The sequence below is a fragment of the uncultured Georgenia sp. genome (genome assembly GCF_937958535.1).
Lineage (GTDB): Bacteria > Actinomycetota > Actinomycetes > Actinomycetales > Actinomycetaceae > Oceanitalea.
In genome coordinates this window covers 1-26,157 of record NZ_CALGNQ010000124.1, presented here as the reverse complement: position 1 = coordinate 26,157, position 26,157 = coordinate 1, and the positions used below count along the sequence as shown (strand labels likewise).

Here is a 26,157-nt window from a genome sequence, read left to right as displayed (position 1 = left end):
ACGTCCCCCTCCCTTGACCTCAACCGTAGTTGATGTTCCAGCCTGGGGGCACCGACCGAGACGGAGGTAGCCCGTGAGCATGGAGACGACGGCGTGGCACTCGCTCTACACGAGCATGCACGCGCAGCAGGACCGCCGCCCGTTCTCGCGCCGGACGCTGGCGCGGATCACCCGTTTCGCCCGTCCCCACCGCCGCCGGATCGCGTGGTTCGTGCTGGTGAGCGTGGTCGTCGCGGCCGTCACCGTCGCCACGCCGCTGCTCGCCGGACGGGTGGTCGACGCGGTCACCACCGGGGCGCAGGTGCGTGTAGTGGTCACCCTGGCGGTCGCCATCGCGCTCGTCGCGCTCGCCGAGGCGGGCCTGGGGCTGCTCCAGCGGTGGCTGTCGGCGACGATCGGGGAGGGGCTCATCCTGGACCTGCGCACCGCGGTGTTCGACCACGTCCAGTCGATGCCGGTGGCCTTCTTCAGCCGCACCCGCACCGGTGCGCTGGTCAGCCGGCTGAACAACGACGTCATCGGTGCGCAGCGGGCGTTCAGCGACACGCTCTCCGGGGTGGTGAGCAACGTCGTGACGCTGGTGCTCGCCTTCGTGGCGATGGTCGGGCTGTCCTGGCAGGTCACCCTCCTCACCCTGGTGCTGCTGCCGATCTTCGTGGTGCCCGCGCGCCGGATGGGCGCCCGGCTGGCCCGGCTGCAGCGCGAGGCGGCGAACCACAACGCGGCGATGAGCACCCGGATGACCGAGCGGTTCTCCGCCCCGGGCGCGACGCTGGTCAAGCTGTTCGGGCGCCCGGACCACGAGTCTGCCGAGTTCCGTGCCCGGGCCGCCCGGGTGCGGGACATCGGGGTGCGCCGCGCCATGCTCCACGAGGTCTTCTACCTCACCCTCCTGCTCGTCTCGGCGCTGGCGCTCGCCCTGGTCTACGGGGTGGGCGGGGTGCTCGCGCTGGACGGGCGGATGGAGGCGGGCGCCGTCGTCGCGCTCGCGCTGCTGCTCACCCGGCTCTACGCGCCGCTGACGGCCCTGGCCAACACGCGGGTGGAGGTGATGAGCGCGCTGGTGAGCTTCGAGCGGGTCTTCGAGGTGCTCGACCTCGAGCCGCTCATCCAGGAGAAGCCGACGGCGGTGCCCGTGCCGCAGGGGCCGCTGTCGGTGGAGCTGCAGGACGTGCGCTTCGCCTACCCGTCCGCCGAGAAGGTGTCCCTGGCGTCGCTGGAGGAGGTGGCGGTGCTTGACCCACGCGCCGGCGCCGAGGTGCTCCACGGGGTCTCCTTCCGGGTGGAGCCGGGACAGACGGTGGCGCTCGTCGGGTCCTCCGGGGCCGGCAAGTCGACCATCGCCGCCCTCGTGCCCCGCCTCTACGACGTGGACCACGGCGCGGTGCGCCTCGGGGGTGTCGACGTCCGGGACCTCACGGCGGCCTCCGTCCGCGACGCCGTCGGCATGGTCACCCAGGACGGGCACCTGTTCCACGACACCGTGCGGGCGAACCTCGCCGTCTCCCGGCCGGACGCCACGGACGAGGAGCTGTGGGCGGTGCTGCGCCGCGCCCGGCTGGAGGAGCTCGTGGCCGCGCTGCCGGACGGCCTCGACACGGTCGTGGGGGAGCGGGGCTACCGCTTCTCGGGTGGGGAGCGGCAGCGGCTGACCATCGCCCGCGTGCTCCTCGCCCCGCCGCGGGTGGTCATCCTGGACGAGGCGACCGCCCACCTCGACTCGACGTCGGAGCGTGCCGTGCAGGAGGCACTGACCGAGGCGCTGGCCGGGCGCACCGCCCTCGTCATCGCCCACCGGCTGTCCACCGTGCGCGCCGCGGACCAGATCCTCGTCGTGGAGGACGGGCGCATCGTCGAGGCCGGCCGTCACCCCGAGCTGCTCGCCGCCGGCGGCAGGTACGCCGAGCTCTACCGCACCCAGTTCGCCGCGGAGGAGGACCTCGAACCGGCGGCGCGGGCGTAGGTCACGGTCACCCCGCGCGGGCGGCCCCGTACAGCGCCTGGTCCACCAGCCGGGGGACCAGGGCCTCCTCGAGGGGCTCCCGCAGGACGAGCAGCCGGTGGTAGCAGGCACCCCAGAGCTGGTCGACGACCACCTCCAGGTCCGCGTCCGCGCGCAGGCTGCCGCGCTCCTGGGCGGCGCGCAGCCGCCTCCGGGCCAGCTCGCGCCGCGGACGGGCGTACCGCTCCGCCCACGCCCGGGCCACGTGGGGGTCCGTCTGCGCGGCACCCACGAGCTGGGAGACGGGGCCGGCGGCGCCGTCCTCGGTGAGCCAGCGCACGAAGGCGGTGAGCTGGGCGACCAGGTCGGCGCGGATGTCGCCGGTGTCGGGGAAGGTGAGGACCGGGGCGCTGTGGGTGAAGTAGGCCTCCGCGGCGAGGGCGCCCGGGGACGGCCACCACTTGTACAGCGTGACCTTGCTCGAGCCTGCCTCGCGGGCGACGCGGTCGAAGGTCACCGCCGGGAGCCCCTCCTCCAGGAGCAGCCGTCCGGTCGCGGCGAGCACCGCCGCCCGCACCTCCGCCGCCGGCCGACGGCCTCTGCCCCGGCGGGGCGCGACCGGTCGCCCCGGCGTGGCGCCGTCCTGCACCGATGTCATGTGTCCCCTCTTGTCCCTGTCGCCGGACGGGTATTAATGTACTGTCTGTTCATATCCTAGGGGGCAGCCATGACCAGCACCATCGACCGTGTCGCCGTCCTCACCGGCGGCTCCGGCGGCATCGGCCGGGCGAGTGCCCGGCGCCTGGCCGCCGACGGGACCGCCGTCGTCGTCCATCACAACGGCAACCGGCAGCGCGCCGCCGACACCGTCGCCGCCATCACCGACGCGGGCGGGCGCGCGGTGGCCGTCGGCGGCGACATCGCCGAGGAGGGGACCGCCACCGCCCTGTTCGACACCGCCGAGCAGGAGTTCGGCGGCGTCGACGTCCTCGTCCACACCGCGGGGATCATGCCGCTCGCGCCGATCGCCGAGCTCGACCTCGAGGTGTTCGACCGGGTGCAGCGCGTCAACGTGCGCGGGACGTTCGTCGTCGCCCGGCTCGCCGCCCGACGCATCCGCCCCGGCGGGGCGATCATCACCTTCTCCACCTCGATCACCGGGCTGCAGACCCCCGGCTACGGCGCCTACGCCGCCTCCAAGGGTGCGGTCGAGGCGATCTCGCTCATCCTGGCGCGCGAGCTGCGGGGCCGGGACGTCACGGTCAACGCCGTCGCGCCGGGCCCCACCGCGACCCCGCTGTTCCTCGAGGGCAAGAGTCCTGAGCTCGTCGAGCAGATCGCCGGGAGCAACCCGTTCCAGCGCCTGGGCACCCCGGAGGACGTCGCCGAGACGGTCGCCTTCCTCGCCGGGCCCGGGCGCTGGGTCAACGGCCAGACGATCTTCGTCAACGGCGGTGCCGCATGACCGACGAGCGCCCCCGGCAGGACTCGAACCTGCAACCTACGGATTAGAAGGCCGTTGCTCTATCCATTGAGCTACGGGGGCCTGGCGCCCCCGCACCGGAGGGCCACCAGGTCCAACGGTAGTGCCTCCGGGGAGGCAGATGGCGACACGTGACCTGGCGAGCTTGGTCAAGGCTCACCGGCCAGGGAGGATAGAGCGGTGACCAGTGACCTGACGACCCGCCCGGTGGCTCGCCACGTCCGGGGACGGTCACCCATCCTCGACGTCGTCATCGACCTCCACGAGGACGTCACCGCCGCGGGCTTCCCGCTCGACCTGCCCGGTGCGGCGGAGCTGCGCGAGCTGCGGGACCGTGTCGAGACGCAGATCGGTTCCCACCTGCTGCCGCGCCTCAAGCGCGAGGCAGGGCCCGCCGTCGTCGTCCTCGGCGGGTCGACCGGGGCCGGCAAGTCCACCCTGCTCAACTCGGTGGTCGGGCGGGAGGTCACCGAGGCCGGCGTCATCCGGCCCACGACGACCCAGCCGCTGCTCGCCGTCCGCGAGGAGGACCTGTGGCTGGTCGAGGAGCACCCGATCACCGAGCTCGCCGACGTCGTCGCCGACGACGGCGTGCCCGCCGGGCTCGCGCTGCTCGACGCCCCCGACCTCGACTCCGTCCTCGAGGGCAACCGCAGGCTGGCCAACCTGCTCCTCGAGACCGCCGACCTCTGGCTCTTCGTCACCACCGCCGCGCGCTACGGCGACGCCGTCCCGTGGCGGGTGCTGCGGCAGGCCGAGGAGCGAGGCATCACCGTCGCGGTGCTCCTCAACCGGGTGCCCCGCCGCGTGCTCACCGAGGTCCGTGGCGACCTCATGCGCCGGATGGCCGACCTCGGCCTGGGTGAGGCGCCGCTGTTCGTCGTCGAGGACGTCGGCCCCCACGAGGGCCTGCTGCCCGACCGCGCCGTCGAGCAGGTCCGCACCTGGCTCACCCTGCTCGGTGGCCGCAACACCGCCCGGGGCGTCGTGCGCCGCACCACCCAGGGTGTGTGGGGCACGCTGCGCGACGAGCTGCTCCGGCTCGCCGACGGGATCACCACCCAGGCGATGGCTGCCGGGACGCTCCGCCAGCGGGCCGAGCACGCCGTCGGCGAGGCGGCCGACGCGCTGGTCGCCCGCCTGCGCACCGGCGTGGCGAGCCAGGGCGCGCCGACCACCCGCTGGCTCGCCGCCGCGAGCTCCGGCGGGGTGCTCGCCCCGCTGACCGGAGACCCCGCCCGCATCCGACGCGGCTGGCGCGGCAGCGGTGTGCGTGCCCGCAGCGAGGCCGCCGCCGCCATCGCCGCCGAGACCCGCCGCGCGCTCGTCTCCCTCGTCGCCGACGCCGCGACCGACGGTGCCGACGCGCTGCGTGAGGCGTGGTCCGAGCCCGGACGAGGGGGCACCGGCCTGCTCGCGCAGGACGACACCGCCTCCACCGACCGCGACGCCCGGGTCGAGGCCGCCGTCACCGAGTGGGCGCGCCGCACCGACACCCGGGCCGAGGAGCTGCTGCGCGCCGGCGGCCCCGCGGCCAAGGCGCTCGACGCGCGCGGGCTCAGCGGGCTGCTCCAGGCCGCGGCCGCCGGGCTCGACGGAGCGGCGCGCGCCCTGCGCTCGCTGCTCGGGGACCACACCGCCACCGAGCAGGTGGCCGAGGACCTGTACCGGACCGCCGCCGAGGCCGTCCGCGACGAGGCCACGCCCCACCTCGACCGGCTCGCCGCACTCGGGCTGCGCAGCGAGGCCGGCGCGGGGCTGCGGCTGCGGGCCAGCGAGCTGAAAGGACACCGATGACCCAGGCCCTCACCGGCGGTCACGGGGCGCACGTCGCCCCGGCCGCGCACGACGAGTCGCGCCTCGGCGAGCGCGTCCAGGCGATCGCCACCGCGCTCGAGCGGGCGGGGGAGGAGGTCGCCCCCGAACTCGTGGAGACCTCGCTGCGGGACATCGCCCGGGTGGAGGAGCGGCTCGCGCTGGGCGTCGACTGGACCGTCGCCGCCCTGGTCGGGGGCACCGGGTCGGGCAAGTCCTCACTGTTCAACGCCATCTCCGGGCTGAGCTTCGCCGACGTCGGAGCCATCCGGCCCACCACCGACCGCGCCGCCGCCTGCGTCTGGGGCGGCCAGGCCACCGAGCTGCTCGACTTCCTCGCCGTCGCCGAGCAGCGCCGCATCGAGCGTGAGAGCGTGCTCGACGCCGACGACGAGCGCGCGCTGCACGGCCTCGTGCTCCTGGACATGCCGGACCACGACTCCGTCGCCGAGGAGCACGCCCACCAGGTCGACCGGCTGGTCCCGCTCGTCGACATGCTCATCTGGGTGGTCGACCCCCAGAAGTACGCCGACAACGCGCTGCACGCCCGCTACCTGCGAGGCCTGGCCGACCGGCAGGACGCCATGCTCGTCCTCGTCAACCAGGTCGACACCCTCCCGGAGGGCGCCGTCCCGCGGGTGGTCGACTCCGTCCGCGACCTGCTACGCGCCGACGGCCTGGACGAGGTCGAGGTCATCACGACGTCGACCGTCACCGGCGAGGGCATCGCCGACGTCCGCGAGGTGCTCGCCCGCACCGTCGCCCGCCGCTCCACCGCTGCGCGCACCGCCGAGGCTGAGATCGACGCCATCGCGCGACGGCTGGCACCGGCCGTCGGCACCGCGGAGCCGGCCGTCGGTGACCCACAGGTGGAGGAGACCACCGAGGCGCTCGGGGACGCCGCGGGTGTCGGGGCCGTCGCCGACTCGATCCGCTCCGCCGCCTCCCGCGTCCGGGGCGGGGCGCTCGCCCGCCCGGAGCCGCCCGCGGTCGGGACGGTCGAGGCGGTCCGCGGCCGCTGGCTGTCCACCGCCACGGCGGGGCTGCCCGATCGCTGGCGCCGTGCTGTGGACCGCGACGTCGCCCCCGCCGGTGAGCTGCGCACCGCGGTGGCCGCCGCGGTCGAGGGCGTACCGCTCCCGCAGGTGCGGCACCGCGGCACCCTCGCGCTGCACATCGGTGGGCTGGTGCTGGCGGTCCTCGGCGTCGTCGGGGCGGTGCTCGGGCTGCTGGGGACCCGCGAGGTCGCCGACCTGCCCGGCGCGCCCCTGCTCGGCGCCGGAGCGGGACTGGTCGCCGTCGGGCTCGCCGCGCTGGTCGCCGCGCGGCTGTGGCGGGGCAGCCGCGCCGAGCGGCTGGCGACGGGGTACCGCGAGACGGTGCATGCCCGGGTGCGGGAGGTCGTGCGCGACGACCTCGCCGCCCCGACCACCGCGGTGCTCGACCGGCACCGGGCGCTGCGTGTCGCCCTCGCGAAGGGTGCTGCACAGCGCGGCTGAGCGCCCCGGCCGTCCACCGATGCCCACCGGGGGCACCGGCGCGTCGGCGTCACCCGGCATCGTCGGGCTCGACCGCCGGCAACCGGCCGGCCCGAGCGAGGGATGCCCCGATGAGCGACTCCATCCAGATCACCGTGCGAGGCCGGGTCGGCACCGAGCCGGACCTCCTCGTCACCGCCAACGGCCGGGAGGTGACCCGGTTCCGGCTCGGCGCCACCCGCAGCTACCGTGACGCCACCGGCGAGTGGCGCGAGGACCCGACCGAGTGGTTCACCGTCAAGGCCTGGGGCGCCGCCGGGGCCCAGATCCGCCAGTCCCTGCACCGGGGGATGCCGGTCATCGTCCAGGGACGGCTGAGCTCGGAGGAGTGGACCTCCGGCGAGCGCACCAACCACACCAACGTCATCAACGCCACGGCGATCGGCGTCGACATCAAGTACGGCATCGTCACCTACCACCGGGTCGCCAAGGTCACCCCGGCCGAGGCCGAGCGCGCCGACACCGCCGCGCCGGACGGCCCGGGCGAGGAGGCCGTGCAGACCCCCGACCCGGACGATCCCGACGCCGCCGGACCGGAGCCCGTGTCCGTCCCGGCCGCGGCGGACCTGCCGGACTGGGAGCGGGTGGACGCCGACGGCTGAGGCCCTATCGCCGCCAGCGAAGATCGCCGACGTCACGTTCGCCCGCGAGCCCAGGTGGCCTACCCTGGAGGACGGCGGTCGGGCGCCCCCGCCCGTCAACCTCGAGCACTTGGGAGTGTTGTGGCCGAGTACATCTACTCGATGGTCAAGGCGCGCAAGGCGCACGGTGACAAGGTCATCCTCGACGACGTCACGATGGCCTTCCTGCCGGGCGCCAAGATCGGCATGGTCGGCCCCAACGGTGCCGGCAAGTCGACCATCCTCAAGATCATGGCCGGGCTGGACCAGCCCTCCAACGGTGAGGCGCGGCTGAGCCCGGGCTACACGGTGGGCATCCTCCTGCAGGAGCCCCCGCTGAACGAGGAGAAGAACGTCCTGGAGAACGTCCAGGAGGGTGTGGCCGACATCAAGGCCAAGCTCGACCGGTTCAACGAGATCGGCGAGCAGATGGCCGACCCGGACGCCGACTTCGACGCCCTCATGGAGGAGATGGGCAAGCTCCAGGCGGAGATCGACGCCGCCGGTGCGTGGGACCTGGACTCCCAGCTCGAGCAGGCCATGGACGCGCTGCGGCTGCCCCCGCCGGACGCCGACGTGTCGGTGCTGTCCGGTGGTGAGCGTCGCCGCGTGGCGCTGTGCAAGCTCCTCCTCGAGCAGCCCGACCTGCTCCTGCTCGACGAGCCCACCAACCACCTGGACGCCGAGTCGGTGCTCTGGCTCGAGCAGCACCTGGCCAAGTACCCCGGCGCCGTCATCGCCATCACCCACGACCGCTACTTCCTCGACCACGTCGCCGAGTGGATCGCCGAGGTCGACCGCGGCCGGCTCTACCCCTACGAGGGCAACTACTCCACCTACCTGGAGAAGAAGGCCGCCCGTCTCGAGGTCCAGGGCAAGAAGGACGCCAAGCTCCAGAAGCGCCTCAAGGAGGAGCTGGAGTGGGTGCGCTCCAGCGCCCGCGGCCGCCAGGCCAAGTCCAAGGCCCGTCTCCAGCGCTACGAGGAGATGGCCGCCGAGGCCGAGCGCATGCGCAAGCTCGACTTCGAGGAGATCCAGATCCCGCCGGGCCCGCGCCTGGGCTCGGTGGTCATCGAGGCGAAGAACCTGGAGAAGGGCTTCGGGGACCGCAAGCTCATCGACGGGCTGTCCTTCTCGCTGCCGCCCAACGGCATCGTCGGTGTCATCGGCCCGAACGGCGTCGGCAAGACCACGCTCTTCAAGACGATCGTCGGGCTGGAGCCGCTCGACGGCGGTGAGCTCAAGGTCGGCGAGACGGTGAAGATCTCCTACGTCGACCAGTCCCGCGAGGGCATCGACCCGAACAAGACGCTGTGGGAGGTCGTCTCCGACGGACACGACTTCATCCAGGTCGGGAAGGTGGAGATCCCCTCCCGCGCCTACGTCTCCCAGTTCGGGTTCAAGGGCCCGGACCAGCAGAAGCCGGCCGGCGTGCTCTCCGGCGGTGAGCGCAACCGCCTCAACCTCGCGCTCACCCTCAAGCAGGGCGGCAACCTGCTCCTGCTCGACGAGCCGACCAACGACCTGGACGTCGAGACCCTCGGCTCGCTGGAGAACGCGCTGCTCAACTTCCCCGGCTGCGCCGTCGTCGTCTCCCACGACCGCTGGTTCCTCGACCGCGTCGCCACCCACATCCTCGCGTGGGAGGGCACCGAGGAGAACCCGGCGAAGTGGTACTGGTTCGAGGGCAACTTCGCCGCCTACGAGGAGAACAAGGTCGAGCGGCTCGGCCCGGAGGCGGCCCGTCCGCACCGGATGACCTACCGCAAGCTCACCCGCAGCTGATGGCCCGGCTGACGGTACCGGTCACCGTCCGCTGGTCGGATATCGACGGCTACGGGCACGTCAACAACGCGGCGGTCGTCACGCTCCTGGAGGAGGCCCGGATCGCGGCCTTCTGGTCCGACGCGCCGGCCGGCGGGGGCAAGCTCCCCGCCGGCCCGGGCGGCGAGACCGCCACCCTCATCGCCCACCTGGAGATCGAGTACCTCGCCCCGCTGGGGTACTCCACCGAGCCGGTCGAGGTGCAGCTGTGGCTGGCGCGGATGGGTGGGGCGAGCCTCGACATCTGCTACGAGGTCCCCGGCGCCGACGGTCCGGCGGTGCGCGCCATGACCACGCTGGTCCTCGTCGACGCCGCGACCGGCCGTCCCCGCCGGATCACCGAGGAGGAGCGCGCCGCGTGGAGCGAGCTCCTCGACGAGCCGGTGGCCTTCCGCCGGCGCGCGCGGCGCTGACCGCCCGTCGGCGGGCGGCCGTCACGCGGCGGGGCGGCTCCGCGCTCGGCGGGCGAGGACGGTGAGGCCCGCGAGAGCGGCCGGCGCGCCCAGGACGAGGGCGAGGGCGGCGAGTCCTCCCGTCCCGGCGGTCCCGCTGCCCTGAGCCCCTGCCGCCCGTGCCGAAGCTGCGTGCCCGACCGGGGCCGCCCCCTCACCCGCCGGCGGGACGGGCAGCGGCTCGTCGAGGGAGGCGAGCGTGAGGACGGCGAGCGACGCCGTCCACCCGAGCGTCGCCACCGCGGCCGGGTGCCCCTCGGGACTGACCTTCTCGGGGAAGGCACCCACTGCCGTGCGGTGCGCGTCCAGCCACGCGAGGAGCTCCTCCGCCCGCGCGGTCTGCCCGTCGTTCGCCCAGGCCAGGGCGAAGAACATCGTCTCCGGCGTCCACGTCATGTCGTCGCCCCAGCGCTCGCCGGGCTGCACCCCGCCGGTCTCCTGGACGAGCACGTCCCACGTCGTGACCAGCTCGGCCCGGACGGTGTCCGTCGCCCGGTTGAACGGCGGCGCCAGCCACGTGACGGCGGAGTCCCTGCCGCTGCCGTCGACGACGGTGCGCTGGTAGCCGATCGTCCCGAAGGACAGGTCGATCCCCCGCTGCAGGTGGTCCGCCGCGGCGCTCCAGCGGGCGGCGTCCGCGTCCTGCCCGGCGAGGACCGCGGTGGCCGCCGCGGCGCGCAGCCCCGCGAGCAGCGGTGCCGCGGTGCCGAGGTTGGGTGCCGGGTAGCCGCTCTCCCAGTAGTCCGGCCGCGCCGGCGGGACGCCGTTCTCGTCCAGGACGTCGGCGGCGTAGTCGGCGGCAGCACGGACGGTGGGGTAGAGCTCGACGAGCGCCTGCTCCTGCTCGGGGCCGGGGACGGTCTGGAGGTACTGCCAGGTGGCCCAGGGCACCCAGCCGTTGGCGTCCAGCTGCCAGGGCCGGTCGTCCGGCGGCCCGGAGCCGTCGAGGTGCGTGCGGGCCTCCCAGGTGCCGTCCGCGCGCTGGGTCCCCGCGGTGAAGCGCAGGATCCGGTAGGCCTCCTCCGGGAAGCCGGCGTGCGCGAAGGCGACGGCGGTGAACGCCGAGTCCCGCGGCCAGGAGTACTTCCAGATGGTGTGCCAGGCCGCGGCGACCGCGCCGTCGTCCTGGAGCAGCAGCCGCAGGTCGAGCAGCGCCCGCTCGGCGAGCTCCCGCTCGGCGGGGGTGCGACCGGGTACCGTGCCGCTGCTCAGCCACGCGCGGCTCTCCTCGACCTGTGCCAGCGCCTCCGGATGTCCGGCGGGGACGACCACCGGCTCCTGCGCGCCCTCGGGCAGGTACAGCCAGCTGCCGTCGGCGAGCTCGAGCACGGAGGAGCCGGGCAGGTACCGGGCGCCCGCCGTCTCGAAGGCGGACAGCGCGTGTGGACGCCCCGGCGTGCCGACCAGCCCCGCCGGGTGGACTCCGAGCTGCTCGGCGGGCAGGTGCCGCCAGCAGCGGTTGAGCACGGCACAGCCGCCGGGGGCGAGGGCGTCGTCGACGTAGAAGGCCAGGTGCCAGTCGGTGAAGCGGGCGGCCCGACCGGTGCCGTACTCGGCCCAGCCGCCCCAGTAGGTGGCGTCGTAGCCCCAGCTGGGCAGCGCGCCGTCGACCGGGGAGCGGGTGCCCCACCACTCGACGGCACCGTCGGTGCCGTCGGCCCGCAGTACGAGCGCGTACTCCTCACCCGGGTCGACCGGCAGTCCGCCGAGGTCGAACTCCAACCAGCCCTCGCCCGAGCCGCCACGTGCGCCCAGGTCCACGGTCGCGGCCGCGAGCTGGGTCCGCGGGTCGTCCACGCGGGTGCGCACGGAGGCGGTGACGCTGCCGGTGGTCGCACGGCTGACCACCCACGCCCCGACCCGGTCGAGCGCGTCGTCACCGGCGACGAAGACCTGGCCCGCGGCGTTGTCCTCGCCGCGGATGGAGAGCAGGGGGTGGGTGGCCGTGGGCTGCACCCACCGGCCGTCGGACGCGATGTCCCGGGCGGTCGGAGCGACGCCTGTCACGGCCGCTGGGCCGGTCACCGCGGCGGGAGCGTGCGGTACCTCGGACGCGGGTGTCGCGGCGGCGGGGACGGCGCCGAGGAGCGCCGCCGCGGCCGCCGCTGTGGCGAGCAGCCTGCGTCCCATCCTCACTCCCTGTCCTGCGCCCGGCCGAGGTACCGGTCCACGATACGGGCCGCGGTGTGGAGTGCGTCAGGAGAGCAGCTCGAGCACGGCGCGCTCGGCGGGGGCGAGGTCGGTGCGGGTGGTCACCTCGTCCGGCCCGGCCGCGTCGGACGGGATGGTCTGCCCGCGTTCGAAGGCGTCGATGACCTGCGGGTCGATGTAGGAGGCCCGGCTCACTGCGGGGGTGTTGCCCAGGTCGGCGGCCACCCGCTTGACCGCCTCGCGCACCGCCGCCTGCCGCCGGCGCGCCGTCGTCACGTCCTCCGCCCGGGCCAGGCTCACCGCGGCGAGCACCGTCCCGCGCCACGTGCGGAAGTCCTTGGCGCTCGCGTCCGGCCCGAGGAGGTCCTTGATGTAGCCGTTGACGTCGGAGGTGGACAGGTCCACCCAGCCGCGGCCGTTGCGGTAGGCGAGCAGCTCCACCCCGCCGCCGCGGCGGCGCCGCAGCGTGGTGAGCGGGGACAGGAGGTCCTCGTCGCGCAGCTCGAGCAGCTGCTCCAGCCCGGACTTGGCGCGGTAGCGGAAGGTCAGCGTGCCGTCGCCGGTGATCCGCAGGTGGTCCTTGCGCAGCGTCGCCAGCCCGTAGGTCTCGTGGCGGGCGGCGTACGCCTCGCCGCCGATGCGGAACGCCCCACGGTCGAGGAGCCGGAAGGCGACCGCGAGTGCCTTCTCCCGGGTGAGCCGGCCCAGGGCCAGGTGCTCGGCCACCTGGGCCCGCGCGCCGGGCAGCTGCTCGGCGACCTCGAGCACGTGCCGGTGCTTGGCCCGGTCCCGGCGCTGCCGCCACAGCTCGTGGTACAGGTACTGGCGCCGTCCGGCGTCGTCGGTCCCCACGGCCTGGATGTGCCCCGCGGGGTCCGGGCAGATCCATACCTCCTGCCACGCCGGCGGGATGACCAGCGCCCGGCAGCGCGCGAGCAGCTCCGGGTCGTCCACCCGCCGACCGTCCGGGTCGAGGTAGACGAAGCCCTTCCCCGCGCGACGCCGCCCGAGACCGGGGCTGTCGACGCTGACCTTGCGCAGTCTCACCGTGCATCCCTCACGTCCCAAGTGTCACGGGACCGGGGCGTTCCCGCCCGTCCAGGGCCGGCGTCGCCGGGGCGTGGCCGGGTGTCACGGGCGTTGCCCGCCCGCCGGCGACGGGGCGCGGTCAGGTGTCGGTGTGGACGCGGACCATGCCCTCCTGGGCGAGGGTCGCGACGAGCTCACCGGAGGTGTTGTAGACCTTGGCGATGCCCAGCCCGCGTCCGCCCTGGGCGCTCGGGGCGTCCTGCACGTAGAGCAGCCAGTCGTCCACGCGCACGTCGCGGTGCCACCACATCGCGTGGTCGAGGCTGGCCACCGACAGGCCGGGGGAGGTCCAGCCCAGCTCGTGACGGCGCAGCACCGGCTCGAGCATGACCTGGTCGCAGGCGTAGGCGAGCAGCGCCCGGTGGAGCAGCTGGTCGCCGTCGACGCGGCCGCGGGAGCGCATCCACAGCGCCTGCCGGCTGAGCGGCGACCGACCGAGGGGGACGTAGATCGCCCCCTCGACGTGACGGATGTCGAAGGCGCCGTTGCGGGCGTAGAACTCGGCAGCCGGGTGGTCGTAGCGGGCGAAGATGTCTGCCGAGCTCTCCAGCTCCTCCGGGCCGGGCACCTGCGGCGGACGCTGGGCGTGCTCCAGCCCCTCCTGCACCTCCTGGAAGGAGGTGATCATCGACAGGATCGGCTTGCCGTCCTGGATCGCGTGGGTGCGCCGGGCACTGAAGGACCCGCCGTCGCGCATCCGCTCGACCTCGAAGGTGATCGGCTGGTCGAGCCGGCCCGGGCGCAGGAAGTAGCCGTGCACCGAGTGGGGGAGGCGCGGGGCGGGCAGGCCCGCGTCGGCGACGGTCTGGGCGGCGGCGACGATGGCCTGGGCGAGCACCTGCCCGCCGTACACCCGCCCGTTGGGGTGGTCGTGGGACCGGCCGGTGCACGTGTCGTGCCCGGTGCGCTCCAGCTCCAGGAGCGAGATCGTCGAGAGCAGCGCCTCCGTCGGCTCGCCGGCGTCCGGGAGGGTGGAGGTCACGGTGTCTCCATCGTGTTGACCAGGGAGAAGGCGGCGCGCTGGAGGTAGTCCCAGAGCAGCGCCTCGAGGTCCTCGGGCAGGTCGAGCTCGTCGACACCGGCGCGCATGTGGTGCAGCCAGCGGTCGCGTGCCAGCGGCGTCACGGCGTAGGGCATGTGCCGCATCCGCAGCCGCGGGTGGCCGCGGGTCTCGGAGTAGGTGGTGGGGCCGCCCCAGTACTGCTCGAGGAACATCGTCAGGCGCTCGACGGCGCCGTCCCAGTCGTCCTGCGGGTACATCGGGGCCAGGACGTCGTCGGTGCGCACCCCCTCGTAGAAGCGGCGGACCAGGCGCTCGAACGTCGCGCGGCCGCCCATTGCCTGGTAGGCGGTGACCTCGTCGGTGCGGCGGGTGGTCACAGGCCGAGCTCCTCCAGGACGGGCAGCTGGCCGCGCACCAGGGCACGCGCCTGCTCGGCGGACTCCGCGCCGAGGGCGAGCTGGGCGATCTCGCGGCAGCGCTGCAGGGTGGTGGCCTCGAGCACGGCGGCCACGTCGGCGAGGGAGCGCGGCGACATCGACAGCGAGGAGACGCCGAGGCCGACGAGGACGACGGCGATCGCCGGGTCGGCCGCTGCCTCTCCGCACACCCCCACCGGGCGGCCCTGCTGGTCACCGCCGCGACAGGTCTCCTGGACCATGCGCAGCACCGCCGGGTGGAAGGCGTCGGACAGCGACGCCAGCGAGCCGAGCAGCCGGTCGGCGGCCATCGTGTACTGGGTGAGGTCGTTGGTGCCGATGGAGGCGAAGGCGGCCCGAGCGAGGATCGGCCCGGACATCAGCGCCGCGGCCGGCACCTCGACCATGACCCCGGCGGTGTCCAGCCCGTGCTTGGCACACGCGGCGACGAACTCCTCGGTCTCGTCGACGGTGGCGATCATCGGGGCCATCACCCACACCTCGGCGCTCTCCGCCGCGGCCGCCTCGGCGATCGCGGCGAGCTGGTTGTCGAGGATCTTCGGGTTGCGCCAGGAGGTCCGCAGGCCCCGCACCCCGAGCGCCGGGTTGGGCTCGGCGGTGTCGGTGAGGAACGGCATCGGCTTGTCGGCGCCGGCGTCCAGGGTGCGCACGACGACCTTCTTGCCCGGGAAGGCGGCCAGCACCTTGCGGTACTCCTTGACCTGCTCGGCGATGCTCGGCTCGTCGGCACGGTCGAGGAAGCAGAACTCGGTGCGGAACAGCCCCACGCCCTCCGCACCCGCCTCGGCGGCCTTCGCCGCGCCGGCCGGCTCACCGACGTTGGCGAGCAGCTGGACACGGTGGCCGTCGCTCGTGCGGCCCTCGCCGTCGAAGACCCGTACCTGGGCGGAGAGGGCCTCCGCGGCCGCGATCTCCTCCGGGCTGGGGTCCAGCGTGGCCGTGCCCGCGGCACCGTCGACGAGGACGAGGCGGCCCTCCTCGAGCACGTCGAGGACGCCCGCGGCGCCGACCACCGCCGGGATCCCGAGCGAGCGGGCGAGGATCGCGGTGTGGGAGGTGGGGCCGCCCTCGGCGGTGACGATGGCACGCACCTTCGCCGGGTCGAGGAGGGCGGTGTCGGCCGGTGCGAGGTCGAGCGCGACGAGCACGAACGGCTCCTCGCGCTGCGGGATGCCCGGCATGGGCAGCCCCTGGAGGCTGGCGACGAGGCGGTCGCGCACGTCCCGGACGTCGCGGGCCCGCTCGGCCATGTAGCCACCGAGCGCGGTGAGCTGCTCGACGACGCTGTCGGCCGCCTCCCAGACGGCCAGCGCCGGGGTCTTGCGCTCCTCGCGCACCTTGGCCTGGGCGGCGTCGACGAGGGTGGGGTCGGCGGCCATCTGGGCGGTGGTCGCCAGGATCTCGGCGGCCTCGCCCTCAGCGGCCTCCGCGGAGGCGTTGAGGCCGTCGGCGACGGCGCGCGCGTGTGTGGCGACGGAGGCGGCAGCCGCCTCGACGTCCGCGTCGACGGAGAGCCGCTCGTCCGGGGCCGGTGGAGGGATGGCACCGGCGAGCTGGGCCACCGGGCCCGCGGCCCGTCCCGGGCTCACGCCGATGCCACGGACCTGGGTGGGGTTGGCGTGCTCAGTGCTCAAGGTGGGTGCTCCCGTCACGTGGTGCCATGCTGTCCTATTGTGTGCCCTCGCTCGGCGGTGCTCCGCCGGCGGGGCGTCGGATGCTCGGTCCGGGTCAACCCGACAATATCGTCCGGTGCAACCGGGGCACGCCGGAGTCGGGGCGCGGGGGCGCGCGCCCGTCTGGCAAGATCACGCGAGAGGGGCCCGACGCCGTCGAGACCAGCGAGGAGCAGCTGAGCACGTGAACACCACACCGCCGTTCGCGCAGGGTGCAGACCTTCCGAGCGAGGCTCTCCAGCGGCTTGCCGCGGCGCACGGGGTGGCCACGGAGTTCTGGGACTACACGGGGACGCAGCGGATCGTCCCCGCCCGCACCATCCGCGCCGTCCTGGCCGCCCTCGGCGTCACCGTCGAGACCGAGGACGACGTCGCAGCCGCCCTCGCGGACGTCGAGCTGGCCCCGTGGCGGGCGGTGCTGCCGCCCAGCGTCGTCCTCCGGGAAGGCCGGGAGGAGCAGCTGCCCGTCCACATCCCCGACGGCTCGGCGGTGACGGTCCGTGTCGACCTGGAGGACGGCGGCACCCGTGAGCTCACCCAGCTCCCGGTGTGGGTCAACCCGCGCATGGTCGACGGGGTGCGGACCGGGCGGGCCACCTTCCGGCTGCCCGGGGACCTGCCGCTGGGCTGGCACGAGCTCGTCGCCGTCGTCGACGGACGCGAGGCGGCCCGCTGCACGCTCGCCGTCACGCCCGCCGTCCTCAGCCCGCCGCCCGGTCTGCCCGAGCGTGCCTGGGGCGTCATGGCCCAGCTGTACTCGGTGCGTTCCCGGACCTCCTGGGGGGTGGGTGACCTCGCCGACCTCGCCGAGCTGGGCAGCCTGTTCGGTGAGCAGGGTGCCGACTTCCTCCTCATCAACCCGCTGCACGCGGCCGAGCCGGTCGGGCCGATGACCCCTTCGCCCTACCTGCCGGTGACGCGCCGGTTCGTCAACCCGCTGTACATCCGCCCGGAGGACATCCGGGAGTGCGCCTACCTGCCCGGCCCGCAGCGGGCCCTGGTGGAGTGGGCTGCCGAGGAGGTGCGCGCCGCCGCCACCGACCCGGGGCCGATCGACCGCGACGCCGCGTGGTCGGCCAAGCGGCAGGCGCTGGAGGTCATCTACGCCGCCGGGCGCTCGCCGGCCCGGCAGCGTCAGCTCGACGCCTTCCGGGCCGAGCAGGGGCAGGGCCTGGAGGACTTCGCCCTGTGGTGCGCCCTGGCCGAGCGGTACGAGGGCGCCGAGTGGCCCGCCGAGCTCGACGACCTCTCCTCACCGGCGGTGTACCGGGCGCGCGTGGAGCTCGCCGACCGCGTCGACTACTACGTGTGGCTGCAGTGGGTGGCCGACACCCAGCTGGCGGCCGCCCAGCGCACGGCCCGCGAGGCCGGCATGGCCATCGGGGTGATGCACGACCTCGCCGTCGGTGTGCATCCCAGTGGCGCGGACGCGTGGGCGATGCGGGACACGCTGGCGGTCGGCATCGGCGTCGGCGCGCCGCCGGACATGTACAACCAGCAGGGCCAGAACTGGTCCCAGCCGCCGTGGCGGCCGGACGGCCTGGCCCGCGCCGGCTACGCCCCCTTCCGGGACATGCTCCGCACCGTGCTGCGCCATGCCGGCGCGCTGCGCGTGGACCACATCCTCGGCCTGTTCCGGCTCTGGTGGATCCCCGACGGCGCGAGCCCCGGGGAGGGCACCTACGTCCGTTACGACCACGAGGCGATGGTCGGGGTGCTCCTGCTCGAGGCGCACCGGGCCGGGGCGATCGTCATCGGGGAGGACCTCGGCACGGTGGAGCCGTGGGTGCGTGACTACCTGGCCGAGCGGGGTGTGCTCGGCACGTCGGTCCTCTGGTTCGAGAAGGACGCCGACGGTGAGCCGCTGCGGCCCGAGGAGTACCGAGAGCTCGTCCTGGCCACGATCAACACCCACGACCTGCCACCGACCGCCGGCTACCTCGCCGAGGAGCACGTCGACCTGCGCGAGCGGCTCGGCCTGCTCACCGAGGCGGCGCCGATCGTGCGGGCGGAGGCCCGCCGGGAGCGGGAGCGGATGGTCGCCCGGCTGCGCGAGTACGACCTGCTGCCGGACAACCCCACCGAGCGCCAGCTCGTCGAGGCGCTGCACGCCTACATCACCCTCACCCCCTCCCGGCTGGTCGGCGTCGCGCTGACCGACGCGGTGGGGGAGCGGCGCGCCCAGAACCAGCCCGGCACGGACACCGAGTACCCGAACTGGAAGCTGCCGCTCGCCGACGGCTCGGAGAACGTCGTCCTCGTCGAGGACCTGCCGGACATCGCGCGCCTGCGCTCCCTGCTCGGCGTCGTGCGCGAGCTCATGCCCCGCCGCCCCTGACCCCGGCGCACACCTGCCCGACACGTCGCAACGCCCCGGCGCCCGGCAGCCGAAGGGCCCCGGCACGGTGTGCCGGGGCCCGTCAGGTGAGCCGTGCGCGGGGGGCTAGGTGCGGTCGCCCCTGGCGCGGGTCTCGCGTGCGGCCTCCTCCTCGGCGGCACGCTTGCCGGTGGAGACGGCAGCGGCCTCCTGCGCCTCGTCGAAGACCGACGGGGCGACCGCCCCACCGTCCCCCTCGTCCTCGCGGCCCGGGGTGCGGAGGTTGAACCTCGTGATGATGAAGCGGAAGAGGAAGTAGTAGATGACGCCGTAGACCAGCCCGAAGACGACGATCATCAGCGGCTGCGTCGCGATGTTGAAGTTGAGCAGGAAGTCGATGGCACCTGCGGAGAAGGTGAACCCGCTGCGGTACTCCAGCGCGTTCATCAGGGCCAGCGAGCTCCCGGTGAGCAGTGCGTGCACGACGTAGAGCGGGAACGCCACGTAGGCGAAGGCGAACTCCAGCGGCTCGGTGATACCGGTGAGGAACGCCGTCAGGGCCACGGAGACCATGACCCCACCGGTGGCCTTGCGGCGACCCGGCTTGGCGGTGTGCCAGATGGCGAGGGCCGCGGCCGGGAGGGCGAACATCATGATCGGGAAGAAGCCGGTCATGAAGGCGCCGGCCGTCGGGTCACCGGCGAAGAACCGGAAGATGTCGCCGTGGGCGACCTCGCCGGTGTCCGGGTCGGTGAAGCTGCCGAACTGGAACCACGGCAGGTTGTTGAGCAGGTGGTGCAGGCCGAAGGGGATGAGCAGGCGGTTGACCGTGCCGAAGACGAAGCCGCCGAGCACCGTGTTGCCGGGGTTGGTCACCCACTCGCCGAAGCCGGTGATGACGGTGTCGAACACCGGGTAGACGAAGGCGAAGACGACGGCGACGAACACCGAGGTGAAGGCCGTGATGATCGGGACGAAGCGGCGCCCGCCGAAGAACGCGAGGTAGGGCGGGAGCTTGATGCGGTAGTACCGCTGGTAGAGCAGGGCGGCGACGATACCGATGACGATGCCGCCCAGGACGCCGTAGTTGATCGTCTCCTCACCCGGCTCGCCCGCCCCGAAGGTGCCGCCCCACGGCGCGTTCATCGGGGCCAGCACCTTGAGCACCTCGGTGAGCACGAGGTAGCCGATCACCGCGGCGAGCGCGGTCGAGCCGTCGGACCGGCGGGCAAAGCCGACCGCCACACCCACGGCGAAGAGGAGGGCGAGGTTGGCGAACAGGGCGTTGCCGGCGGCGCCGAAGACGTCGGCGACGGGCTGGACCCAGCCCATGCCGCGCCAGCCGGCGACGCCGTCGGCGCCGAGCATGTCGGGCTGGCCGAGCCGCAGCAGGATTCCCGCTGCCGGCAGCGAGGCGATGGGCAGCATGAGGGAGCGCCCTACACGCTGGAGCTGGGCAAAGCCGGGGATGGGCTTCTTTTCCTTCTGAGCCGGGGCCGAGCCGGCGCCGGCGGTGGCTGCTGTCACGTCAGGCTCCTCGTCGAGAGCGACGGTGGACCGTCGCGAACGTTGCGGCCCGGGCGGTGCGCCCGGTCCAGACGGGTCTGTGGACGTCCCGTGAAGGATGTCTGGACCAGTTGTGCATACTAGATCGCCATATGATCGCGTGTGTCAAGAACCGGCGGGGCGTGGCGCGGCGCGGAAAGGTCACGATCGGATGCGGCTGAGGAGGGGTGGTCGTGAAGTACCTGACCGTCCGTGACCACCTGCGCGGGCTCATCGCCGACGGCCTGGCGGTGGGGCAGGCCATCCCCTCGGAGCGGGAGCTGTGCGAGCAGTTCAAGGTGTCGCGGATGACCGTCCGCCAGGCGGTGGACGCCCTCGTCGTGGAGGGGCTGCTCGAGCGGGTCCAGGGACGCGGCACCTTCGTCGCCCAACCGAAGGTCGATCTCCAGCTGCGGCTCGTCTCCTTCCCCGAGGAGATGCGCCGCCGGGGCCTGGAGCCCTCCCTGCGGGTGCTCGCCGCCGAGCGGACGACGGCGCCCCACCCGGTGGCCGACGCGCTCGACCTGCCCACCGGTGTGGAGGTGTACTACCTGCGCCGGCTGCGGCTGGCGGACGGGCTGCCGATGGCGGTGGAGGAGAACTGGGTCCCGGTGGGGCTGGTGCCCGGGCTGCTCGACGGGGAGGCCCACCCCAGCGTGTACGAGTCGCTCACCGCCCGGGGCCTGGCCCCCACCTGGGGGGAGGACACCATCGAGGCGGTCCAGCTGGAGCCCGAGGTCGCCGGGCACCTGGGCATCGCCGCCGGGTCGGCGGGCCTGCGCATCCGCCGGCGCACCTTCAGTGGCGACCTCGCCGTCGACTATGCGGTCTCGATCTACCGCGGTGACCGATACTCGTTGTGGGTACCGGTCAGTGCCCCTGGCCCGACCCTCGTACCCTCACGACGGCGCCTGGTGGCGTCCCGGCGGTCGTCCCAGACAGCAGCGCAACCCGAGGAGGGGATGGCGTGAAGGACATCAATGCGATCCTGGCCGGGCTCGGTGGCATCGACAACATCCGTGAGCTGGAGCCGTGCGTCACCCGCCTGCGGGTCGAGGTCGAGGACCCCGGCCAGGTCGACCCGGACGCCCTGCGGGCGGCCGGGGCCCACGGCTCGCTGCAGCGCGGGCACGTCGTCCAGGTCGTCGTCGGACCGGAGCTCGACTCGCTGCTCGCCGAGCTCAGCGAGGACGTCTGGCAGGTGGCCGACGAGGTATGACACCGCCGCACCCCCAGCTCGTCTGGACCAGTTAAGGTTTCCCTACGCGACGGCGCACCGCGCGCCCGTCATCGACCATACGGCCGCGGCCGTGGATGAGGAGCAGAACATGAGCAAGGCGGAGTCCATCCTCGCGGCCCTCGGTGGCGACGCGAACATCGTCGACCTCGAGGCGTGCATCACCCGGATCCGCGTGGAGGTCGAGGACGCGAGCAAGGTGGACGAGGCCGCGCTGCGCGCCGCCGGCGCCTTCGGCGTCGTCCAGCAGGGCACTGCCGTCCAGGTCGTCGTCGGTCCCGAGGCGGACAACATCGTCGAGGACATCGAGGACCTTCGGTGACGGTGCGGGTCCTCGCCCCCGTCGCGGGCACCGTCGTCGCGATGGCCGACGTGCCGGACCCGGTCTTCGCCGGGTCCATCGTCGGCCCGGGCATCGCGATCGACCCCGACGGCGAGGGCGAGGTCCACGTCGTGGCGCCGGTGGCCGGCACCGTCGCCAAGCTGCACCCGCATGCGTTCGTCCTCCTGACCGAGGAGGGCAAGGGGGTGCTCGTCCACCTCGGCCTGGACACCGTCCAGCTCGGGGGTGAGGGCTTCACCCTGCACGCCCAGGAGAAGGACGCCGTGACGGCCGGCCAGCGGCTGGTCAGCTGGCACCCCGCGGACGTCAAGGAGGGCGGGCGCTCACCGGTGAGCCCCGTCGTCGCGCTCGAGGCGACCCAGGAGGCGCTGACCCTCGCGGTCGAGCCCGGTGGCCACGTCGCCGCCGGGGACGAGCTCTTCACGTGGGAGTGACCGCCTCCCAGCACCTCCGGCACCGGGTCGGCACGTTCCTGCGCCGCCCCGGTGCCGCCGTGCTCCTCGACCTCGACGGCACGCTGGTGGACTCCGAGCCGATGCAGCGGGCCGCCTTCGCCTCCTACTTCGCCTCCCGCGGATGGGACGTCCCGGACCACGTCATCCGCCGGTTCATGGGCCGGCGGGGCTACGAGTCCTTCGCCCTCATCGACGGCCCGTGGCGCGGGGAGGACCCGGTGACCCTCACCGAGGGCGTCATCGCGCACGTCGACCCGGCCGCCAACCCGCCCGTCCCGGTACCCGGCGCCGCGGACGCGATCCGCGGCTGGCGCGAGCAGGGGCTGCCGGTGGCGCTCGTGACCTCGGCGTTCCGTGACTGGGCCGAGCTCGCCCTCCAGCTCCTCGGCGTCGCCGACCTCGGGCTGCGCCTCGTCACCGCCGAGGACACGCCCGTCGGCAAGCCCGAGCCCTACCCCTTCCTCCTCGGCGCCGAGCGGCTCGGGGTCGCCACGACCGCCTGCCTGGCTGCCGAGGACTCCCTGGCCGGTCTCACCTCCGCGCGGACGGCCGGCGTGGGCTTCGTCGTCGGGGTGACGACGAGCCTCGGGGTCGACGAGCTCGCGGCTGCCGGCGCCGACGCCGTGGTCGCCGACCTCACCGAGCTCGCCCCGCGCGACTGACCGGCGTGCCCGCGGTGGCCCGGGCCGCGCGGGTGGGCACGGGCACGGCCGGGCGGACGTGGCCGGCGGGCGGGAGGTCGCAGGTCGGGCTGCAGCCCGTCAGCGGGCTCGCTCGTAGCGGAGGAAGAGGACCTCCCGCCCGCGCAGGACGTGCCCGAGCCGCATCCGCCGCATGACGGCGTGGTCGCTGCGGGCGATGCGGGTGGCGTCCCCGGCGACGAGCGCGGGTGACACGCTGAGACACAGCTCGTCGACGACGTCGGCCTCCACCAGGGCGCCGAACAGCCGCGGCCCGCCCTCGGTGAGCACCTGGTGCATCCCGCGGGCCTCGAGCTCGGTGAGCATCCGGACCGGGTCGACCGCCTCCTCCCCGCAGACGAGGACGTCGGCGACGGCCGCCAGGCGCTGCTGGCGCCGGGGCGGTGCGGCGGCGTGCGTGAGGAGGATCGGGCGGGGGCCCGGCGCGCCGAACACGTCGGCCTCCGGCTCGAGGTCGAGCGCCGAGGAGACGACGGCGAGCGGCGGCAGGTCGCTCAGCCCGCGCGCGCGGCGCCAGGCGACGTCGGTGTCGTCCAGTCCCAGGCCGCCGTAGCCCTCGACCCGCACGGTGCCGGCACCGACGACGACGACGTCGGCGAGCCGGCGCAGCAGGCGCAGCACCTGCTGGTCCTCGGGGTCCCCGAAGGGCCCGGACCGTCCGTCGTGGGTGGCGGCCCCGTCGAGGCTCGCGACGAAGTTCGCCCGGACCCAGCGCCGGCCGCGGTCGGGACGGTCGTAGGCCCGCAGGATCTCCTCAGCGTCCAGCACGGCCCCTCACATGTTGTGCCGCAGGTAGGCCGGCTCGCGCAGCCCGAGGACCGCCTCGGTGAGCCGCACGGCGTCCACCGTCGGGGCGACCTGGTGGGTGCGCACCACGCGCGCCCCGGCGGCCACGGCCAGGGTCGTGGCGGCGAGGGTGCCGGGGAGCCGGTCCGCGGGGCGGCGGTCGAGCGTCTCGCCGATGAAGTCCTTGTTCGACACGGCCGCGAGCAGCGGCAGCCCGATGGCGGCAACCTCGGGCAGCCGGCGCAGGAGCTCCAGCGTGTGCACGGTGTTCTTGTTGAGGTCCGGCCCGGGGTCGATGAAGAGTCGCTCGGCGGGCACCCCGGCCGCGGTCAGCGTGTCCACCCGCTCGCGGAGGAACGCCACGACCTCGGCGACGACGTCGGTGTACTGCGGCCGGGGCAGGTGGACGTGCGGCGGGGCCACGGAGTGGGTGACGACGACGGATGCCCGGCCCTCGCTCAGCAGCTCGACCATCTCGGGGTCGCGGGCGCCGTTGGTGTCGTTGACGACGCTCGCGCCGGCCTCGATCGCGGCGGCCGCGACCGGTGCCCGGGTGGTGTCGACGGAGATGACGACGTCGCTGCGCTCGGCGATCGCCGCGACCAGGGGGACGACCCGGTCGATCTCCTCGGCCACGCTCACCGCCGGGGTGTCGGGGGAGAAGGGGACGCCGCCCACGTCGACCCAGTCCGCGCCGTCGTCCACCGCGGTGAGCGCGGCGCTCACGGCGTGGTCCAGCGCGAACGTCGCCCCGCGGTCCCAGAAGGAGTCCGGGGTGCGGTTGACGATCGCCATGACGGCCACCCGCCGGGAGAAGTCGAACGTCCGCCGCCCGATCGTGCGGAGCGGGGCGACCAGGGCGGGCAGGGCGGCGTTCACCGCTGCGCCGCGCGGTCGGTCTGCTGCGCGGCCAGCGCCCGCCGGACGGCGTCGCGGTCCTCGCTCACCAGGCGCCGCAGCGCCGGTGGGGCGTCGGGGTGCGCGGCGAGCCACTCGTCGGTGCGGGCCAGGACGTCCACCCCGAGCTCGTCGGCCAGGCCGGCGAGGGCGAAGGGGTACATCCCGGTGACGATGTTCTGCGCCATCTCGCTCGTCCGCTCCCGCCACACCCGTTCCAGGGAGTCGAAGTAGCGGTCGACGAAGGGGACGAGCAGCGAGCGGTCGCGGACGTCGGAGAAGCCGTCGATGACGGCGTCCTGGAGGGCGTTGGGCAGCTCGTCACGCTCGACGACCGACTCCCACACCCGCTCCTTGGCCTCCGCGGTCGGGATGATCGCCCCGGCGCGGGCGGCGGCCTGGCGCCCGGCGGCGGTGGCGTCCCGCCGCGACTCCGCGGCGATCTCCGCCTCGCCGACGCGCCCGCCGGCGGCCAGTGCGGTGAGCAGCGCCCAGCGCAGGTCGGTGTCGACGGTGAGGCCCGGGAGGGTGAGGCTGCCGTCGAGCAGCCCGGCGACGGTGTCGAGGTGGGTGCCGGCGACCGCCTCGTGGGCGAAGGCCCGGACCAGCTGGAGCTGGGAGTCGGACCCGGGGGCGGCGTCGCGGGCCAGCTCCCACAGCCGGTCCACCACGCGGGGGGTGAGCTCGGCGCGGCTCTCCGGGGCGGTGTAGGCGCGCAGCGCGAGGCTCAGCTGGCGCAGCAGGACGAGCACGACGGTCGACTCCGTCTCCGCGCCGATGTTGCCGAGGACGAGGTCGAGGTACTCCCGGGCGGGCAGCTCGCCGTCGCGGGTCATGTCCCAGGCGGCGGCCCAGACGAGCGACCGGGCGAGGGAGTCGGTGAAGCCGGAGAGGTGGTCGACGGCGGTGCGCAGCGACTGCTCGTCGAGCCGGACCTTGGCGTAGGCGAGGTCCTCGTCGTTGACGAGCACGAGGTCGGGCCGGCGGGTGCCGACGAGCTCGGGGATCTCGGTGCGCTCACCGTCGATGTCCGTCTCCACCCGCACCGTGCGCTCGAGGCGGGTGGCACCGTCGCGCCCGACGACGTCGTACCCGCCGATGACGAGGCGGTGCGGGCGCTGGACCGGGTGCTCCGGCGGGACCTCCTGGGTGATGGCGAAGGAGGTGATGACGCCGTCGGCGTCGGTGGTGAGCTCGGGCCGCAGCAGGGTCACCCCGGCCTCCTCCAGCCACACCCGGGACCAGGCGGTGAGGTCGCGACCGCTCGTCGCCTCGAGCTCGACGAGCAGGTCGCGCAGCTCGGTGTTACCCCACTCGTGCTTGGCGAAGTAGCGCTGGACGCCGGTGAGGAAGGCCTCCCGGCCCACCCAGGCGACGAGCTGCTTGAGCACCGAGGCGCCCTTGGCGTAGGTGATGCCGTCGAAGTTGACCTCGACGTCCTCGAGGTCGCGGATCTCGGCGACGATCGGGTGGGTGGAGGGCAGCTGGTCCTGCCGGTAGGCCCACGACTTCTCCAGCGAGGAGAACGTCGTCCACGCGTCGCGCCAGCGGGTGGCCTCGGCGGTCGCGAGGGTCGACATGTACTCGGCGAAGGACTCGTTGAGCCACAGGTCGTTCCACCAGCGCATGGTCACAAGGTTGCCGAACCACATGTGGGCGAGCTCGTGGAGGATCGTGACGACGCGGCGCTCCACCGTCGCCTCGGGCACCTTGGAGCGGAAGACGTAGTTCTCCAGGAAGGTGACCGCGCCCGCGTTCTCCATCGCGCCGGCGTTGAACTCCGGCACGAAGAGCTGGTCGTACTTCTCGAACGGGTAGGGCCGGTCGAAGGCCTCCTCGAAGAAGGCGA

Annotated in this window: 23 protein-coding genes and 1 tRNA gene; 13 read left to right on the top strand and 11 right to left on the bottom strand. The window is 74.1% G+C overall.

Features of this window, described 5'->3' with window-relative positions; all coding sequences use genetic code 11:
* Nucleotides 1-73 precede the first annotated feature (73 nt).
* Nucleotides 74-1,963 (top strand): ABC transporter ATP-binding protein, encoded by a 1,890-nt coding sequence (locus Q0195_RS07215; RefSeq protein ID WP_299276454.1) that lies wholly within the window; start codon nt 74-76, stop codon nt 1,961-1,963.
* Between the two features lie 7 nt (nt 1,964-1,970).
* Here Q0195_RS07215 and Q0195_RS07210 read toward each other — a convergent pair whose 3' ends face one another.
* Entirely contained in the window at nt 1,971-2,507 is a 537-nt protein-coding gene (locus Q0195_RS07210) for a TetR/AcrR family transcriptional regulator (RefSeq protein ID WP_299276451.1), read from the bottom strand.
* Nucleotides 2,508-2,669: 162 nt separating this feature from the next.
* Here Q0195_RS07210 and Q0195_RS07205 point away from each other — a divergent pair, with 162 nt between their 5' ends.
* The gene (locus Q0195_RS07205; protein ID WP_299276449.1) at nt 2,670-3,407 is read left to right on the top strand and encodes an SDR family oxidoreductase; all 738 of its coding nucleotides are present in this window, start codon (nt 2,670-2,672) and stop codon (nt 3,405-3,407) included.
* An 8-nt stretch (nt 3,408-3,415) separates the two neighbouring features.
* On the opposite strand, the gene Q0195_RS07200 is transcribed toward Q0195_RS07205, so the two are convergent.
* Nucleotides 3,416-3,488: transfer RNA gene (locus tag Q0195_RS07200), tRNA-Arg, on the bottom strand.
* Between the two features lie 117 nt (nt 3,489-3,605).
* Here Q0195_RS07200 and Q0195_RS07195 point away from each other — a divergent pair.
* The 5 genes from Q0195_RS07195 to Q0195_RS07175 all read left to right on the top strand — a co-directional run bounded on the left by Q0195_RS07195 (nt 3,606) and on the right by Q0195_RS07175 (nt 9,635).
* Complete coding sequence (locus tag Q0195_RS07195; RefSeq protein WP_299276446.1) at nt 3,606-5,222, top strand: hypothetical protein; 1,617 nt, start codon at nt 3,606-3,608, stop codon at nt 5,220-5,222.
* Nucleotides 5,219-6,739, top strand: coding sequence for a GTPase (locus Q0195_RS07190; protein WP_299276443.1), 1,521 nt, complete (start codon nt 5,219-5,221; stop codon nt 6,737-6,739). Before Q0195_RS07195 ends, Q0195_RS07190 begins: the two co-directional genes overlap by 4 nt.
* Nucleotides 6,740-6,849: 110 nt before the next feature.
* The gene (locus Q0195_RS07185; protein WP_299276440.1) at nt 6,850-7,380 is read left to right on the top strand and encodes a single-stranded DNA-binding protein; all 531 of its coding nucleotides are present in this window, start codon (nt 6,850-6,852) and stop codon (nt 7,378-7,380) included.
* A gap of 120 nt (nt 7,381-7,500) precedes the next feature.
* Nucleotides 7,501-9,183 carry an energy-dependent translational throttle protein EttA gene (ettA, locus tag Q0195_RS07180; RefSeq protein WP_299276439.1) on the top strand — a complete coding sequence of 561 codons (1,683 nt, stop codon included), beginning with the start codon at nt 7,501-7,503 and terminating at the stop codon, nt 9,181-9,183.
* Complete coding sequence (locus Q0195_RS07175; RefSeq protein WP_299276437.1) at nt 9,183-9,635, top strand: thioesterase family protein; 453 nt, start codon at nt 9,183-9,185, stop codon at nt 9,633-9,635. Before ettA ends, Q0195_RS07175 begins: the two co-directional genes overlap by 1 nt.
* 21 nt (nt 9,636-9,656) lie before the next feature.
* On the opposite strand, the gene Q0195_RS07170 is transcribed toward Q0195_RS07175, so the two are convergent.
* The 5 genes from Q0195_RS07170 to ptsP form a co-directional block, all read right to left on the bottom strand.
* A complete protein-coding gene (locus Q0195_RS07170; RefSeq protein ID WP_299276434.1) occupies nt 9,657-11,804 on the bottom strand; it encodes a hypothetical protein in 2,148 nt (715 codons plus the stop codon).
* A 66-nt stretch (nt 11,805-11,870) separates the two neighbouring features.
* Nucleotides 11,871-12,872 (bottom strand): DNA topoisomerase IB, encoded by a 1,002-nt coding sequence (locus tag Q0195_RS07165; RefSeq protein ID WP_299276432.1) that lies wholly within the window; start codon nt 12,870-12,872, stop codon nt 11,871-11,873.
* A 121-nt stretch (nt 12,873-12,993) separates the two neighbouring features.
* Nucleotides 12,994-13,896, bottom strand: coding sequence for an acyl-CoA thioesterase II (locus Q0195_RS07160; RefSeq protein ID WP_299276429.1), 903 nt, complete (start codon nt 13,894-13,896; stop codon nt 12,994-12,996).
* Nucleotides 13,893-14,294: a globin gene (locus Q0195_RS07155; protein ID WP_299276427.1), complete on the bottom strand. Its 402-nt coding sequence runs from the start codon at nt 14,292-14,294 to the stop codon at nt 13,893-13,895. Before Q0195_RS07155 ends, Q0195_RS07160 begins: the two co-directional genes overlap by 4 nt.
* Nucleotides 14,291-15,988 (bottom strand): phosphoenolpyruvate--protein phosphotransferase, encoded by a 1,698-nt coding sequence (ptsP, locus tag Q0195_RS07150; RefSeq protein ID WP_299276424.1) that lies wholly within the window; start codon nt 15,986-15,988, stop codon nt 14,291-14,293. The genes Q0195_RS07155 and ptsP overlap by 4 nt, the downstream gene beginning before the upstream one ends.
* 223 nt (nt 15,989-16,211) lie before the next feature.
* On the opposite strand from ptsP, the gene malQ reads away from it, so the two are divergent.
* Nucleotides 16,212-18,365 (top strand): 4-alpha-glucanotransferase, encoded by a 2,154-nt coding sequence (gene malQ, locus Q0195_RS07145; protein ID WP_299276422.1) that lies wholly within the window; start codon nt 16,212-16,214, stop codon nt 18,363-18,365.
* Nucleotides 18,366-18,470: 105 nt separating this feature from the next.
* Here the strand turns inward: malQ and Q0195_RS07140 are convergent, their stop codons facing one another.
* On the bottom strand, nt 18,471-19,871 hold the full coding sequence (locus tag Q0195_RS07140) for a PTS transporter subunit EIIC (protein ID WP_299276419.1): 1,401 nt from the start codon (nt 19,869-19,871) through the stop codon (nt 18,471-18,473).
* Nucleotides 19,872-20,083: 212 nt separating this feature from the next.
* Here Q0195_RS07140 and Q0195_RS07135 point away from each other — a divergent pair, with 212 nt between their 5' ends.
* Genes Q0195_RS07135 through Q0195_RS07115 form a run of 5 tightly spaced genes read left to right on the top strand, consistent with a single transcriptional unit; the run spans nt 20,084 to nt 22,586 of the window.
* Complete coding sequence (locus Q0195_RS07135; RefSeq protein WP_299276417.1) at nt 20,084-20,860, top strand: GntR family transcriptional regulator; 777 nt, start codon at nt 20,084-20,086, stop codon at nt 20,858-20,860.
* Complete coding sequence (locus tag Q0195_RS07130; RefSeq protein WP_299276415.1) at nt 20,857-21,108, top strand: PTS transporter subunit EIIB; 252 nt, start codon at nt 20,857-20,859, stop codon at nt 21,106-21,108. Before Q0195_RS07135 ends, Q0195_RS07130 begins: the two co-directional genes overlap by 4 nt.
* Before the next feature lie 22 nt (nt 21,109-21,130).
* Nucleotides 21,131-21,448, top strand: a complete 318-nt coding sequence (locus Q0195_RS07125) for a PTS glucose/sucrose transporter subunit IIB (protein ID WP_299276473.1) — start codon at nt 21,131-21,133, stop codon at nt 21,446-21,448.
* Nucleotides 21,445-21,903 (top strand): PTS glucose transporter subunit IIA, encoded by a 459-nt coding sequence (locus tag Q0195_RS07120; protein WP_299276413.1) that lies wholly within the window; start codon nt 21,445-21,447, stop codon nt 21,901-21,903. The genes Q0195_RS07125 and Q0195_RS07120 overlap by 4 nt, the downstream gene beginning before the upstream one ends.
* Entirely contained in the window at nt 21,894-22,586 is a 693-nt protein-coding gene (locus tag Q0195_RS07115) for an HAD family phosphatase (RefSeq protein WP_299276410.1), read from the top strand. Before Q0195_RS07120 ends, Q0195_RS07115 begins: the two co-directional genes overlap by 10 nt.
* Before the next feature lie 99 nt (nt 22,587-22,685).
* Here Q0195_RS07115 and Q0195_RS07110 read toward each other — a convergent pair whose 3' ends face one another.
* The 3 genes from Q0195_RS07110 to pepN all read right to left on the bottom strand — a co-directional run.
* On the bottom strand, nt 22,686-23,393 hold the full coding sequence (locus tag Q0195_RS07110; protein ID WP_299276407.1) for a pyrimidine reductase family protein: 708 nt from the start codon (nt 23,391-23,393) through the stop codon (nt 22,686-22,688).
* A gap of 6 nt (nt 23,394-23,399) precedes the next feature.
* Nucleotides 23,400-24,290, bottom strand: a complete 891-nt coding sequence (folP, locus tag Q0195_RS07105; protein WP_299276404.1) for a dihydropteroate synthase — start codon at nt 24,288-24,290, stop codon at nt 23,400-23,402.
* A partial coding sequence (gene pepN, locus Q0195_RS07100; RefSeq protein WP_299276402.1) for an aminopeptidase N occupies nt 24,287-26,157 on the bottom strand: 1,871 nt, incomplete at its 5' end. The genes pepN and folP, both read right to left, overlap by 4 nt.